We start from the raw sequence: 14879 nt of genomic DNA, 5'->3' as shown, positions 1-14879 counted from the left end.
CGGGCGTTGTCGACGCCGGTGTCGCTGAGGTCGAGGCCCTTGCCGATGACGTCGGTCGAGATGCCCTTCATGAACTCACCCAACAGCGGCACGCAGGCGTGGTTGTACAGGTAGCAGCCGTACTCGGCGGTATCCGAGATGGTCGCGTTCATTTCGTAGAGCTTCTTGCGGGCGACGGTGTTGGCAATCAACGGCGTCTCGTGCAGCGACTCGTAGTAGGCCGAATCGGCGATGATGCCTGCGGCGGTCATGGTTTCGAAGGCAAGCTCGACGCCGGCCTTCACCATGGCGACCATGAGAATGCCGTTGTCGAAGTACTCCTGCTCGGCGATCTCGACGTCGCCTGCCGGCGTCTTTTCAAACGCTGTTTCTGCGGTGTCCGCACGCCAGCCGAGCAGCTTGGCGTCGTCGTTGGCCCAGTCGTCCATCATTCCTGACGAGAACGTGCCGTTCATGATGTCGTCCTGGTGCTTGTTGTACAGCGGACGCATGATGTCCTTCATCTGTTCTGCCAGATCGTAGGCTCGAATCTTCGCCGGGTTCGACAGGCGGTCCATCATGTTGGTGACGCCGCCGTACTTCAGCGCTTCGGTGGTCGTCTCCCAGCCGTACTGGATCAGCTTCGAGGCGTAGCCAGGATCGATTCCCTCTTCGATCATCTTGTCGAAGCACAAGAGCGAGCCGGTCTGCAACATGCCGCACAGGATCGTTTGCTCACCCATGAGGTCGGACTTGACCTCGGCGATGAACGACGACATGAGCACGCCCGCCTTGTGGCCGCCCGTGCCCACGGCATAGGCCTTTGCGAGAGCGAGACCCTCACCGTTCGGATCGTTGTCCTCGTGCACGGCGATCAAGGTCGGCACACCAAAGCCGCGCACGTACTCGGCGCGAACTTCTGAGCCCGGGCACTTCGGAGCAACCATGATGACGGTGATGTCATCGCGAATCTGCATGCCCTCTTCAACGATGTTGAAGCCGTGCGAATACGACAGACACGCGCCGTGCTTCATCATCGGCATGATCGTGTTGACCACCGACGTGTGCTGCTTGTCCGGGGTGAGGTTCAACACCACATCGGCGGTGGGCAGCAGCTCTTCGTAGGTCCCGACAGTGAAACCATTCTCCGTGGCGTTCTTCCATGACTGACGCTGTTGCTCGATGGCCTCAGCGCGCAGTGTGTAGGAGACATCGAGGCCACTGTCTCGAAGATTCAAACCCTGATTGAGTCCCTGCGCACCACAGCCGATCACGACGATCCTCTTGCCCTTGAGTGCGTCGACACCCTCGGTGAATTCGTCGAGGTGCATGAAGCGGCACTTGCCGAGTTCGGCGAGCTGCTCTCGAAGCGGAAGGGTATTGAAGTAATTGGCCATGGGAAGGGCTCCATCTGAGGTCGGACCGCTGGATCCTAGCGTTCAGCCGTCGTTTCGGAAATTGATATATATGCAACACAACATCCCGATTCGTGCAACACTCGTGGGTCGCCATGAACATCACCACGCTCAAACACTTCGTCGTGCTGAGCGAAACCCTGCACTTCGGACGGGCCAGCGCTCGCTCCAACATCAGCACGTCCGCGCTGTCGCGCCACATACGCCAACTCGAGATCGAACTCAACGTGTCGCTGTTCGATCGTGACAACCGCACCGTCGCACTCACCTCCGAGGGGCTCAAGTTCCAGCAGTACGCCCGCAATGCGGTGCAGCAGTGGGATCAGGTCCGTTACGAGCTGACCGACCCGACCGAGCAACTTCACGGCGAGATCAGCTTGTGGTGTTCCGTCACCGCCAGCCACAGCATTCTGGTCGACCTGTTGAACGGCTTTCGACCCGCTCATCCCCAGGTTGAGATCAAGCTGCAAACCGGCGACCCCGAGCAAGCGATCTCCCGCGTTCTGGCGCTGGAAGAAGAGTTGGCCATTGCCGCTCGTCCCGAGAGCTTGCCGGCAGGGGTAGTTTTCAAGCCCATCCGGACCTCGCCGCTTGTCTTCATCGCGCCGATTGACCCAGCGGACTCCACGCTGGTATCACTTGACGACCCCGCCACCTGGCAGCACACTCCCATGATCCTTGCCACCAGCGGGATCGCCCGAGAACGTGTCGACAACTGGTTCCGGACCCTCGGGGTGACACCAAAGATCTACGCCCGAGTCGCCGGAAACGAGGCCATTGTCAGCATGGTCAGCCTCGGACTCGGGGTTGGAGTGGTTCCCCAGATCGTGCTCGACAACAGCCCACACGCCGCTCGCGTGCGCATTCTCGACGTCACACCCGCCCTTGCCGCCTACGACCTTGGGCTGTTCACCTTGCAGCGCCACCTCAAGAACCCTCTGGTCAGCGCCTTCTGGTCGCTACTTCCCGAGGCCGCACCGTCGTCTGACTGATCGGACCGTTGGCAATGCGGGACGACGGGGCCCTCTCAGAGGGATGGGTGTTCGGAGATTGATTCGGACAGCGTGGCGCGGAACGCCGCATTGTCTTAGGGCGGTTGTCTCAGTGAGCGGAGCGATGACGCGAGCTTCGATCGAGCTTGGGCAGGGCTACACGACCCGTCCGCTGCAGCTCAACAATGCCATGTCGACCGAGTAAATCCTCAAAATCGTCAAGCTTGTCGGGATGACCCTCGAGGCTGACGGTGACAAGATCCTCGGCCACGGCGATGATCTTGCCTTCAAAGATCTCGGCCAAAGTCGACACGTCAGCCAGTTTGGGGCCTGAGGCCTTGACGGTGGCGATGAGTAGCTCACGCTCGACGCTACGCGATGGGTCGAGTTCAGAGATCTTGATCACGTCGATCAGCTTGAACAGCTGCTTCGTGATCTGTTCGAGCGGCGCCGAGTCGAGGTCGACGACAATCGTGATCCGGCTACGACCCTCTTCTTCAGCCGGTGCCACGGCAAGGCTGAAGATGTTGTAACCGCGCCGTGCAAACAGGCCGGCCACACGAGCGAGCACGCCCGGTCGGTTTTGGACGAGGACGGACAGGATGTGATGGTTCATGTTGGCGCTGCGCGCACCGGAGACATCTCGGGTTCGGGCCATCTCAGTGGGCGTCTTTCAACTTGGTGTCGATCGGCTTCGGTTCGGGCTGGAGCGCCCGGGTCGGGTCGCTCTGCGTCGGGTGCAGGATGAGGTCGCTGTTGCTTGCGCCAGCAGGCACCATCGGGAACACGCCCTCGGTGGCATCGGTTCGGAACTCAACAACGACGGTGCGGTCATTGATCGAGTTCGCTCGCTCGATGGCAGGGCCGACCTCTTCAGGTGACTCAACAAGGATCCCGACGCAGCCCATCGACTCAGCCATCATCACAAAGTTCGGGACGTTCGCGCTGTCGAGGAACACCGAGGAGTAGCGCTCGTCGTAAAACATCTCCTGCCACTGCCGGACCATGCCGAGGTAGCCGTTGTTGAGCAATGCGACCTTGATCGGAAGCTTCTCGAGTGTTGCCGTAACCAGTTCGGTTGCCGTCATCTGGAAGCAACCGTCACCGTCGACGGCCCACACGGTGCGGTCAGGCATTGCTGCCTTGGCGCCGATCGCTGCCGGGATCGAGAAGCCCATCGTGCCGAGGCCGCCTGAGTTGACCCATGTGTATGGGTCGTTGAACTTCCAGTACTGCGACGTGTACATCTGGTGCTGACCGACGCCCGACGTAACGATCGTGCCTTTCGGCGCGTACTTGTTGAGCTGCTCAATGCAGAATTGCGGCTTGAGTAGCCCGCCCGGCTCGGAGGGCTCGTAGGTCATCGGGAACTGCTCTCGCCAGCCCGAGATCTTGCTCTTCCAGGCGCCGGTGTCGGCTTGGCGCGTGCCACCCTGTAGCAGCTCTTTGATCTCGCGGATGATCTCGAGGATCACGTAGTTGGCATCGCCGACGATCGGCACGTCGGGACGACGGACCTTGCCCTGCTCGGCCGGGTCAATGTCGACGTGGATGATCTTCGCCTCGGGTGCAAAGGCATCGACCTTGCCGGTGATGCGGTCGTCGAAACGAGCGCCAAGCGTGATCAGTAGATCGGACTGCTGCATCGCGCTGATCGCCGTTGCGCTGCCGTGCATGCCGGGCATGCCCAGGCAGAGCGGGTGTTCGTCGGGGAATGCGCCGCGGGCCATCAGGGTGGTCACGACGTGTGCGTCGATCAACTCGACGAGTTCGCGCAGCGCTTCAGCAGCACGTGCCTTCAAGATGCCGCCACCGGCGTAAACGATCGGCCGCTCGGAAGCGAGGATCAGCTTCGCGGCTTCCTTGATCATGCGCGGATGGCCTTTGGTGTTCGGCCGATAGCCAGGCAGTGAGGCCTGGACCTCTTCGTCCGTCGGCCAGTACCACTCCATCTCGTTCGTCAGTGCATCCTTCGGGATGTCGACGAGCGTGGGGCCGGGGCGACCCGTGGTTGCAATGTAGAAGGCCTGACGGATCGCCATCGGGATCTCGTCGGCCGACATGACCAACTCGTTGTGCTTCGTGCACGACCGCGTGATGCCGACCGTGTCGCACTCCTGGAATGCATCGCTGCCAATCGCGGCGGTCGGAACCTGACCGGTGATCGCCACCATTGGAATCGAGTCCATGAAGGCGTCCATCAACGGCGTGACAAGGTTCGTCGCTGCTGGCCCCGACGTCACCATCGCGACGCCCGGCTTGCCGGACACGTGTGCGTACCCCTCAGCAGCGTGGCCAGCACCCTGTTCGTGGCGCACGAGTACGTGGCGGATCGGGCTGTCCATCAGCGGGTCGTACGCAGGAAGGATGCAGCCACCTGGGTAGCCGAAGATCAGGTCGACGTTCTCGTGTTCGAGGGACCGGATCAAGGCCTGTGCGCCGGTGATCCGTTCAGGTGTTGCTGGTGAATCAGTCATGTGACTGGTCTTTCAGTTCAGGGGATGTGATGGAGGAATGAGATGGAGGAATGAGATGGAGAGGCGATTGATGGTGAAAAAGCAAACGACCTCCCGGCTGGGAGGTCGAGGAGCACACGCAGCAGAAGCTGAGCGCGCTACCAAATAAGTACTACGAGGGCAATGTTCGGCACGCTCATGAGTTCCATAATAACATGATCGTACCGTGTAAATCGGTCGTTGCGCAGTCAGGCAGGGAAGGCGCCCTGCAACCGCGCTGCGGTGAGGGTGTTCTCCATGAGGCAGGCAATCGTCATCGGGCCGGTTCCGCCCGGCATCGGCGTCAGCCAGCGCGCCACCTCGGCAACGCCCGGGTCGACGTCGCCGACGATCCCTGCCTCGGTTCGCGAGACACCGACATCGATGACCGCCGCTCCTGGCTTGATCATCTCTGCGGTGATCATGCGTGCTTGGCCAGCCGCGCCGATGACGATGTCAGCTTCACGCACGACGGCTGCCATATCAGCAGTTCGGGAGTGTGCCATCGTGACCGTGGCATCGACGCCCTTACGGTTGAGCAGCAGGGACAAAGGTAAGCCGACGAGCGTCGATCGACCGATAACAACCGCACGAGCACCGGAAGTCGGCACCTCGTACTTCTCGAGCAACCGCATGACACCCAACGGGGTACAGCCGACGAGGCCCGGGCGACCACGGACCAGGCGGCCCATCGACCGTTCGGTCAGTCCATCGACGTCTTTGTCTGCGGGAATGAGGTCGAGCACGGGCTCAGGATCCAGCCCATCAGGCAGCGGCAGTTGGACGAGAATGCCGTGCACCGAGTCGTCTGCTGCGAGTTCGCGCACGACGGCTTCGACTTCATCTTGCGTAGCGGTTTCGGGAAGGTCGACGTGCCGCGCCTGGAAGCCAGCCTCGACGGCCTTCTTGTGTTTGCTGCTGACGTAGCGCTGCGAGGGGCCGTCAGTGCCCACGAGCACCGTGGCGAGGCAGATGGCAGGCGAGCCTGCCGCATCGACCGTCGAGCGCAGCCCAGCAATGATCTCGTCGCGCAGTGCATTTCCGTTCATCAAGATCGCAGCCATAGCGCCGACGTTAGTCGCTCTAACTCAGCCCCCAGAAAACCCCCCAGCCAACCCACCCCCACGCTCCGCCGTGAAAACAACCGATCCCGACCCACCCTCGAAGAGGACAAGTCGGGATCAAGTTGTGGACCGTCGCAATGACGAGTCACCAGAAGCTCAGGATGATCAGGATGATCAGTTCACTGATTCGGGAACGGAGTGGTCGAGGCCAAGGCGCGAGGCGACGTCGTTGAGCTTGCTCAATGAGGAGTCCTCGCAACGCAGGGATCGGCCGCTCCGAACCCAATCAGCCGGCCTCGGAGTGGGTGACGGGGAGCTCACCCATCCATTCGCGGAGGGTGTTCTTCAGCTTGGTCTGCTGAATGAACAGGTCGACCTCGGCCGGCGAATCCCCGGCAGCCTGTGGCGCCTTGAGGTAGAAGCTCAGCCATTCCTGGACACCACTTTCACCAGCGCGGTGGGCGAGATCCATGAAGAGTGCGAGGTCGAGCACGATTGGTGCGGCGAGGATCGAGTCACGGCAGAGGAAGTCAACCTTGATCTGCATCGGGTAGCCGAGCCACCCGAAGATGTCGATGTTGTCCCAACCCTCTTTGTTGTCACCGCGGGGCGGGTAGTAGTTGATGCGAACGACGTGGTCGATGTTGCCATAGAGATCGGGGTAGACCTCGGGCTGCAGGATGCCGTCGAGCACACCGAGCTTGGAGACTTCCTTCGACTTGAAGTTCTCCGGGTCATCGAGCACTTCGCCGTCGCGGTTGCCGAGGATGTTTGTCGAGAACCAACCGCGCACGCCGAGCATGCGGGCCTTGAAGCCCGGGGCGAGCATCGTCTTAATGAGGGTCTGGCCCGTCTTGAAGTCCTTGCCCGCGATCGGCACGCCATTCTTCTTCGACAGTTCGACGATGCAGTCGAGGTCGGTTGTCAGGTTCGGAGCACCGTTGGCATACGGGACGTCGCTCTGGAGTGCGGCGTAGCAATAGATCTGTGACGGCGAGATGTTCTCGTCGTTATCGCGAAGACCTTGCTCGAACGCTGCGATGGTTGCGTGCACTTCCGACGGTTCTTGGTACGCCTCGGTGGAGCCACACCAGACCATGACGAGGCGGTCGCAGTCGTTCTGCTCCTTGAAACGGGCGATGTCGGCGATCAGCGCTTCTGCCTGATCCCATTTGTTGGCGATGTCTTTGACGCGGACACCTTCGAGGCGACTCACCCAACGCTGGTTGAACACGGCCTCCATCGGCACGATGCCTTCCATCTCGGCCGAAAGGGCATCGAGATCGTTGCCCTGCAGTACGCCGGCAGTCTTGGCTGCTTCCATGGCGTTCGGGGAGATCGGATCCCAGCCGCCGAAGACGATGTCGCCGAGGTCGGCGAGCGGCACGAACTCCTTGATCAGCGGGTTCCGATTCTCATCTTTCGTGCCGAGCCGAATATGGGCCATCTGCGATACGGAGCCGATAGGCGGCGAAATTCCTTCGCGTGCGGCGATCACGCCTGCGATGAAGGTGGATGCCACTGCACCCATACCTGGCGTGAGGACACCGAGCTTTCCGGTGGCTGGGGCGATTGTTCGTGCGGTCATGAGAAGAACATAAGTGGAACTGTTTCATTATCACTGACAGTGAAGTAAATCTGAAGTATTGTGCGAAGGGTGAACGATCCCGCTTCCGGGCTGCCCGACATCTCGATCAGACAGTTGGAGTACCTCGTCGCCGTCGCGGACGCCCCGACGTGGGCCACAGCCGCCGATCGAGTCGGCGTGTCAGCCTCAGCACTTTCTCAAGGACTTGCCGAACTGGAACGTCGAGTTGGCGTGGAGTTGTTCGAGAGCGTCGGTCGACGTCGCATTTTGCGAGCGACTGTCACGCCTGTTCTCGAGCATGCGCGGCAAGTGTTGGCACTCACGCGCGATGTGAGCACATGGGCCGAACGCCTGCGCACTGCACAGAGCGGCCGGGTTCGGCTCGGCATGATCGACGTGGCAGCGGTCGTCCACTTCCCAGACGTTCTTCGAGCATTCCGAGTCGAGCGAGCCGACGTTGAATTCATGCTGTCGGTCGCGTCGTCGAGGTCACTGCTCAACGACGTGCAGCGCGGCACACTCGATCTCGCAGTGTGTGTCGAACCACCCGAGCCGATCGCGGGAGTCGACACAACGTCACTGCTCAGCGAACCGATGATCGTCTACGGCCCTCCAGACTCGACGATCGGCACGCCCCGGAGCTGGGGTCCGTGGGTGCTGTTCCCATCGGATTCGCACACGCGCAGGCTGGTGGTCGAGCGCCTCCGAGCGCTCGGTGCACCCGTCATGATCGCCGCCGAGTCACATCAGCCCGACGTGCTCCGCGAGATGGTGCTCCTCGGACTTGGCTGGACCGTGCTGCCGCGCAGCCAGGGCGAGTCCGAGCGCGGCGACATGGCAGTCGGCGACGAGATTCTCGAACGCAAGCTCGTACTTGCGCGGCGATCAGGAGTCGTCACCGACCCCGCAGTCGACGAACTCGCACACCGTCTCAGACAACGACCAACGACCAACGGAGGTCGGAATGGAAGTTCATGATTGCAGCGCGGCTCGTCGGCCAACTTCCGATCCGCGAATTAGACGCCGAATCCATCGAGCGGCAGTGCCGTCGTGCGCTTCATTTCCTCCATGACGAAGATCGATCGGACGTCATACAGATCAACGGCCGCGATCAACCGCTTGTAGAAGACGTCGTACGCCTCGATACTCGCGACCATCACCTTGAGCGTGTAATCGATATCACCGCTGGTCCGGTACGCCTCGACGATCTCCGGGAACGAATCGCACGCCGATTGGAACCGCTCGATCCAATCGGGGCCGTGATCGTTCGTTCGGATGTTGACAAGTGCGGTCACCCCGAGGTTGACGGAAGCCGGATCAACCAGTGCGACTCGAGCCACGATCACGCCAGCGTCCTCGAGCGCCTTGACGCGTCGCCAACAGGGCGTGGCGGTGAGACCAACGGCGTCACCCAACTCACGAGCACTCAGCGTCGCGTCTTGTTGCAGCAAACGCACGATTTCCCGATCAAGTTGGTCCACAATCGATGATTCTTACAGATTTCATCGATCCAGAAGCATATTCTTGCACTCATTCAATGAATTGGCGCGAAGAACGCAATACGCACCTCCGCCAAACTCTTTACGGTTGAGGCATGGCGATGACGCGGCACTTCACGGAACATCCGGCCGCGGTCGGCGAGTCCTACACCGAGCATTTCCGTGTCGCTGCGCACTTTTCGCGCTGTCTCGCCAAGGCAGCGGGAGCGGCCGCGGTCCATGCAATTGTTCCGTCGATGTGCAAAACGACGGCCAGCGAATGCATTCGTGAGCTCTACGCCGAGATGAACTCAGGCGCCCGCTCCAACGCGGCCACTGACGCCGCGGCCTGAGCACAACAAGCCGCCAGCCTCTCGTTCAAGCGCTCAGTGCACCCCTCAATCAGTGACGATGGCGTCGAGCACGACGTCGTGCTTGTCGGTCGGTAGACCCGCAACGATTTGAGGAGCAAAGCACACACCGATCATCACGGCGTCCGGCCGGACCTGCGGGAGGAAGCGGTCGTACCAGCCGCCGCCTTGCCCACAGCGTTTGCCGTCGACGGTGAAGGCCAGACCCGGGATGATGATGACGTCGGGCCACGCCGGATCGAGATCAGCGTCTTCTGGCAGGCAGGTCAGCTTCCCCATCGTCTCGCACCAGGCAATGAGCGGCGCCGTGTCAGGTTCGCCCGCGATGGAGTCGAAGACCATGATCTTCGACGCGGCGAGCACGTCGGGCCGCTGTGTCAGCGTCTTCCACATCCGAGCTGACCGTTCGGGACGATCGAGGAGATCTTTGCGAACGGCGCGCATCTGAGTGCGCAACGCTTGCTTGGCTTCATCGACCTCGTTCGCCATCGACCGGCACTGTACAAGTGCGGCGTCGGCACAGGCCGTTGCCTAGAGTCGGTGCCGATGAGCGACTCAGCAGAATTCGATTCCGCCCACTTTCGGACGATCATGGGTCACTTCCCCACCGGTGTCACCGTCGTGACCGGGATGAACGGTGTCGTTCCAGTCGGCTTCACGATCGGATCTTTCACATCAGTCTCGCTCGACCCGCCGCTGGTCGGCTTTCTCCCCCAGGCTGGCTCGGCAACGATGGACGCCATCGAGGCTTCCGGCAGCTTCTGCGTCAACGTGCTCAGCGATGCGCAAAGCGATCTCTGCTGGAAGTTCGCAAAGAGCGGCACCGACGAAACCCGCTTCGCCGACGTCGACTGGCACGCCGCTCCGTCTGGTGCACCGATTCTCGATCGCGCTGTTGCGTGGATCGATTGCACGGTCGAAGAGACGTACACCATGGGCGATCACCTCTTCGTGCTCGGCCGCGTCCGCGCACTCGACGCCGACGCCGACGCCGACGGTGAGCCCCCAACACCGCTCCTCTTCTTCAAAGGTTCACTCGGCGGCTTCGACGCGCAAGGCTGAACACCGTCGACGGAGAGCGATGAGCATTGCGCGAGCTGGGCGGGTTCAGGGCTCATTGCTGTCGGACCGATCGATGATCGCGGCAGACTGTGGTCATGCATCCGCGCACCCAGATTGCTGCCGCGCTCGACGCTGCGGTTGTCGTGACATTCGTTGCCATTGGCCGCCGTAATCACGAAGAAGGCGAAGCGCTCGCTGGCGTCGCCCAAACCGCTGCTCCCTTCATGATCGCGCTCGCCGTGGCGTGGATTGCGTGGCGCGTGTGGGCCCAGCCAACCGGTGTCGTCACCGGTGTGAAGGTCTGGCTCACGACAGTCGCACTCGGCATGGTGCTCCGCAACCTCGTGTTCAACAACGGCACCGCAACGTCGTTCATGATCGTCGCCACCGTCTTCCTCGGCACCTTCCTCATTGGGTGGCGCGCCGTGGAAACAGCGTTGATTCGGCGAAGCATCTCCTCGTAACGTCTCTCCGTGCCCTTCTCCGCCCTCCGGGCGATGATCCGAGAACACCTCGGTGTCTTCGCCATCTCCACCACCATTCGCGTTGCGGCCTCAATGTTGCCGGCTCTCCACCCGTACTTCTTGGCACGGCTGGCAACGTCGGGCGGCGACGGAGCAGCGACATGGCTCGCGCTTCTCTTCGCCACCGGTGTGGCCCACCTTATTCTGTGGACCGGCGGCGACTTCTTCAATGCGAAGCACGTCATTCCGCTCACCTACGAGTTCAAGCGCCGCACGTTCACCGCTGTCTGGGCAGAGCCATATCAACAGTTCGTCGATCGCCCGTCGGGCAAAGTCGCGTCATACGTCAACGATCTGCGCGAACACACGCAGGCGCTTTGGGAAGCAGCCCACTACGGGTTCCTCCCCGTCCTGTCGACGATCCCGGTGTACATCGTGCTGCTTGCGCAAAGTTCGTCGGGCAACGCTGTTGCCTACATCTTGTTCCTGATGACGGCCGGTGCGGTGATGACTGCCGTCGGTCGACCAGTGAACAAAAGGCAGCGCCTTGTCACAGATCGCACCTCCAACAACACCGGTCGGGTGTTCGACTCGTTCGCTAACTTCGTCAACGTCTTTTCCTTCCGCGCCCAGCGCAAAGAGGTGCGCCGCAACAATGACGACCTCGATGAGTTGATCGAACACGACGTGTCGTTCACCTACGCACTCAGCGCTTACTGGGGCGTCGCTTCGGTACTGGTCCGCGTGCTGCTGTGGGGCGTGATCATGGGGGTCACCTGGTGGCAGTTCGATCGCGGCGCCATCAGCCTCATCGCGATGGTTATTTCGATCACGGTGCTGCTCGACTTCACCAATCAGTATTGGGAAGTCGTCTACAACCTGGGCGAGTGGATCAACCGCTCGGCGTCATACCGAGAGGCATACGGCTACCTGTTCCCCGACCGCAACGTTGTGTCGGAGCCGCCAGCCACGTTGTCGGCTGCGCCCGAGTTAGGCCGACTGCACCACACGATCGAAGTGCGCGATCTGAGGTTTGCGTACCCTGACGAGCCCGACCGCATGGTGCTCGACGGAATCAACTTCACTCTGCGGCGAGGGGAACGACTCGGCATCGTCGGGCGCAGCGGCGAAGGCAAGTCGACACTCATCAAAATCCTGCTCGGGTTCTACGAACCAACGAGCGGCGAGGTGCTGATCGATGGGAGACACGTCGAAGCTGGCGAACTCGCATCTCTCCACTCCTATGTCCCGCAAGACACGTCGCTGTTCCAAGAGACAATCGAGTACAACATCGGCTACGCCGACCCCGGACCCGTCGATCACGATCGCGTGCGGGACGCCGCGCATCGGGCCAACATCGGTGACTTTATTGAGTCCCTCCCCGGCGGCTATCGCACTCTGGTCGGCGAGCGAGGCGTCAAGCTGTCCCTCGGGCAACGACAGCGAATCGCCATCGCCCGCGCCTTCCTCAAGCAATCTGACCTCGTGATCCTTGACGAAGCCACAAGCGCTCTCGACTCCGAGACAGAAGCGAAGATCCACGAGTCGCTGCTCGAATTGTGGCAAGGCCGAGCCGCCATCGTGATCGCGCATCGCCTGGCAACGCTGAACGACATGGACCGGGTCATCGTGATCGAGGGTGGCCGAATCGCCGAACAGGGCACCCGCGATGAACTCCTCGACGCCGCCGGCCGGTTCGCCGATATGTGGGGCCTGCAGCGCGCCGGCCTCCACTGACCGATTGGCGGATCACTCAGTTCCTGCTTGGGGTCCCTCCCCTGCCATTATCACCCGATGGCTGTCACTGGAACTGCGCAAACAATCACACCTGCCGATGCAGGCTTCGATGCCGCGCGACTCGCTCGCATCGACGAACACTTCAAGCAGTACGTCGACGACGGTCGGCTCCCGGGGTGGCAGGTCGTCGTCTCACGCAAGGGCGAGATCGTCCAGAGTTCCACTTACGGCAAGCGCAACATCGAGGCCGACCTGCCGTGGGAGTCAGACACGATCTGCCGCATGTTCTCGATGACCAAGCCGATCACCTCGGTCGCCGCGATGATCCTCTACGAAGAGGGCAAGCTGCAGCTCAAGGACAAGGTGTCGAAGTACATCCCGTCATTCGAGAACGCTCGGGTTTACCGCGGCGGCTCCACGACGGCGCCGATCACCGAAGGTCAGACCGAGCCGATGAAGATCTGGCATCTCCTCACGCATACGTCGGGGCTCACGTACGGTTTCCACAACAACCACGTCACCGACGCCCTCTACCGCAAGGCTGGCTTCGAGTGGGGCATCCCGAAGGGCATGGACCTCGAGGCCTGCTGCGACGCATGGGCCGGTTTGCCGCTCGCGTTTCAGCCGGGAACCGAATGGCTCTACGGCGTGTCGACCGATGTGCTCGGCCGAATCGTCGAGGTCGTCTCAGGCCAATCGCTCGACCAGTTCTTCCGTGAGCGCATCCTCGATCCGTTGGGCATGACCGACACCGAATTCTGGGTCGAAGGCGACAAGCGCGATCGCTTCGCCGAGCTGTACTACCCGCTGAACAAGAAAACCGCCGTGATGCCGGGGGCACCGCTCGACAAGAAGCCGACGATGCTCGGTGGGGGCGGCGGCCTGTGCGGTACGGCTGCCGACTATCTGCGGTTCTGTCACATGCTGTTGAACGGTGGCGCACTCGACGGCGAGCGCATCCTCGGCAGCCGCACCGTCAAATACATGGCCACAAATCACCTGCCTGGCGGAGCGATCCTCGAAGACTTCGGCCGACCGCTGTTCGCCGAAACCGAGTTCAACGGGATGGGCTTCGGGCTGGGCTTCTCGGTGGTGCTCGACAGCGCCGAGAACAAGGTCATCGGGTCAGCTGGCCAGTACGCGTGGGGTGGCGCTGCAAGCACAGCCTTCTGGATCGATCCGGTCGAAGAGATCGTGGCCGTCTTCCTCACACAACTGTTGCCGTCAAGCACCTACCCGATCCGCCCGATCCTGCAGCAACTCGTCTACCAAGCCCTCGTCGACTGAGCTCACTGCCACACCGCTGTCCGAGCTGTTTCAGGTCGTGGTCTGACAGTCAATCGGGCGTTCTGACATGCGGAATCATCTGTGCAACGGGCTCGCCCGCGGCGAGCCACGTACGCGCAGTTGACGCCGCGCTCTCGATCAGTTCAGTCGCGTGTGAGAAGTCGATTGGCGACACCAGCACCGGACACGGAGGTGGAATCAGATGAATCGGTACGCCGTACGTGTTCGCCTCGAGTTCGAGCACGAACCGGCGTTGCACCATGAGGCTCACTGCGTGCAGCGCTGCGGCGATTGCTGTTCGGGGCGGCTCGACGAGGTCGCACGAGTATCCGGTCGACAGGACCCACACGTCGGTCGCTCCCGCTTCGATGGCCGTGGTGATCGGAGTGTTGTTGATGACCGCGCCATCGACAAGCAGCCGCTCGCGCCCGTTCACCACAACTCGTGCTGGCGGGAAGATCGCGGGAAGTGATGCGCTCGCTGTCACGGCGTCGACCGCATTGCCTTCGGTGATCAGCACCTCTTCGCCCGAGAGCGCGTCAGCTGTGACGACGATGAACGGGATAATCGCTTCTTCGATCCGCTCGAACGGCAGGTGCATCTCAAGGGTGGCCCGAAGATGTGTGTCGGGGACGAAGTGCGACGACTTGCCGAGGAACGCTCGAAGGCCGAGGAGCGGTTTCGTCGGGAACAGGTCATCGCGCCGCAACGTAGGCCACACCTCGGCAAGGCCAGCAGCGGACCGGCCACCCGCCAGCCATGCGCCGTTTATCGCGCCCACCGACGTGCCCACGATCAAATCCGGAACTATTCCGGAATCCGCAAGGGCAATCGCCATCCCGACCTGGATCGAGCCGAGGCTCGCCCCGCCGGAGAGAACGAACGCCGTCGTCATGACGAAGAGAACGCCAGGCCGGTTGCCACTGTTCCGGTTCTGCTCACGAACT

The 14879-nt window shown here is 61.7% G+C and carries 15 protein-coding genes; 7 read left to right on the top strand and 8 right to left on the bottom strand.

The genetic code is table 11. The features are described from left to right. On the bottom strand, window positions 1-1376 hold a 1376-nt coding region (ilvC, locus tag ACH2EI_RS08895), incomplete at its 3' end, for a ketol-acid reductoisomerase (RefSeq protein WP_395159747.1). A gap of 113 nt (window positions 1377-1489) precedes the next feature. Between ilvC and ilvY the strand changes: the two genes are divergently transcribed. After that, the gene (gene ilvY / locus ACH2EI_RS08890) at window positions 1490-2386 is read left to right on the top strand and encodes an HTH-type transcriptional activator IlvY (protein WP_395154755.1); all 897 of its coding nucleotides are present in this window, start codon (window positions 1490-1492) and stop codon (window positions 2384-2386) included. Window positions 2387-2495: 109 nt separating this feature from the next. On the opposite strand, the gene ilvN is transcribed toward ilvY, so the two are convergent. From ilvN to ACH2EI_RS08870, 4 genes are all read right to left on the bottom strand, one after another. After that, window positions 2496-3044, bottom strand: a complete 549-nt coding sequence (ilvN, locus tag ACH2EI_RS08885) for an acetolactate synthase small subunit (protein WP_395154753.1) — start codon at window positions 3042-3044, stop codon at window positions 2496-2498. A 1-nt stretch (window position 3045) separates the two neighbouring features. Next, window positions 3046-4863, bottom strand: coding sequence for a biosynthetic-type acetolactate synthase large subunit (ilvB, locus tag ACH2EI_RS08880; protein ID WP_395154752.1), 1818 nt, complete (start codon window positions 4861-4863; stop codon window positions 3046-3048). 227 nt (window positions 4864-5090) lie between these two features. Beyond that, complete coding sequence (locus ACH2EI_RS08875) at window positions 5091-5945, bottom strand: bifunctional 5,10-methylenetetrahydrofolate dehydrogenase/5,10-methenyltetrahydrofolate cyclohydrolase (protein ID WP_395154577.1); 855 nt, start codon at window positions 5943-5945, stop codon at window positions 5091-5093. A 286-nt stretch (window positions 5946-6231) separates the two neighbouring features. Continuing rightward, window positions 6232-7533, bottom strand: coding sequence for an inositol-3-phosphate synthase (locus ACH2EI_RS08870; RefSeq protein ID WP_395159745.1), 1302 nt, complete (start codon window positions 7531-7533; stop codon window positions 6232-6234). A 69-nt stretch (window positions 7534-7602) separates the two neighbouring features. Here ACH2EI_RS08870 and ACH2EI_RS08865 point away from each other — a divergent pair, with 69 nt between their 5' ends. Beyond that, entirely contained in the window at window positions 7603-8511 is a 909-nt protein-coding gene (locus ACH2EI_RS08865; protein WP_395154575.1) for a LysR family transcriptional regulator, read from the top strand. Window positions 8512-8549: 38 nt separating this feature from the next. Here ACH2EI_RS08865 and ACH2EI_RS08860 read toward each other — a convergent pair whose 3' ends face one another. Continuing rightward, complete coding sequence (locus ACH2EI_RS08860; protein WP_395154574.1) at window positions 8550-9014, bottom strand: Lrp/AsnC family transcriptional regulator; 465 nt, start codon at window positions 9012-9014, stop codon at window positions 8550-8552. A gap of 113 nt (window positions 9015-9127) precedes the next feature. Between ACH2EI_RS08860 and ACH2EI_RS08855 the strand changes: the two genes are divergently transcribed. Further along, window positions 9128-9364, top strand: a complete 237-nt coding sequence (locus tag ACH2EI_RS08855) for a DUF6356 family protein (RefSeq protein ID WP_395154573.1) — start codon at window positions 9128-9130, stop codon at window positions 9362-9364. Between the two features lie 45 nt (window positions 9365-9409). On the opposite strand, the gene ACH2EI_RS08850 is transcribed toward ACH2EI_RS08855, so the two are convergent. Further along, complete coding sequence (locus tag ACH2EI_RS08850) at window positions 9410-9871, bottom strand: 5-formyltetrahydrofolate cyclo-ligase (protein WP_395154572.1); 462 nt, start codon at window positions 9869-9871, stop codon at window positions 9410-9412. Window positions 9872-9928: 57 nt separating this feature from the next. On the opposite strand from ACH2EI_RS08850, the gene ACH2EI_RS08845 reads away from it, so the two are divergent. The 4 genes from ACH2EI_RS08845 to ACH2EI_RS08830 all read left to right on the top strand — a co-directional run bounded on the left by ACH2EI_RS08845 (window position 9929) and on the right by ACH2EI_RS08830 (window position 13932). Further along, window positions 9929-10444, top strand: coding sequence for a flavin reductase family protein (locus tag ACH2EI_RS08845; protein WP_395154571.1), 516 nt, complete (start codon window positions 9929-9931; stop codon window positions 10442-10444). 95 nt (window positions 10445-10539) lie between these two features. Beyond that, window positions 10540-10908: a DUF3054 domain-containing protein gene (locus ACH2EI_RS08840; protein WP_395154570.1), complete on the top strand. Its 369-nt coding sequence runs from the start codon at window positions 10540-10542 to the stop codon at window positions 10906-10908. A 9-nt stretch (window positions 10909-10917) separates the two neighbouring features. Continuing rightward, complete coding sequence (locus ACH2EI_RS08835; RefSeq protein ID WP_395154569.1) at window positions 10918-12645, top strand: ABC transporter ATP-binding protein; 1728 nt, start codon at window positions 10918-10920, stop codon at window positions 12643-12645. A gap of 57 nt (window positions 12646-12702) precedes the next feature. Beyond that, window positions 12703-13932: a serine hydrolase domain-containing protein gene (locus ACH2EI_RS08830; RefSeq protein WP_395154568.1), complete on the top strand. Its 1230-nt coding sequence runs from the start codon at window positions 12703-12705 to the stop codon at window positions 13930-13932. Window positions 13933-13981: 49 nt separating this feature from the next. Here the strand turns inward: ACH2EI_RS08830 and ACH2EI_RS08825 are convergent, their stop codons facing one another. Next, a complete protein-coding gene (locus tag ACH2EI_RS08825) occupies window positions 13982-14827 on the bottom strand; it encodes a patatin-like phospholipase family protein (protein WP_395159749.1) in 846 nt (281 codons plus the stop codon). Between the last annotated feature and the right edge of the window lie 52 nt (window positions 14828-14879).

The sequence above is a fragment of the Ilumatobacter sp. genome (assembly GCF_041688325.1).
GTDB lineage: Bacteria > Actinomycetota > Acidimicrobiia > Acidimicrobiales > Ilumatobacteraceae > Ilumatobacter_A.
Note: the sequence above shows the minus strand (reverse complement) of the source record. Positions and strands in the feature narration are given on the sequence as shown.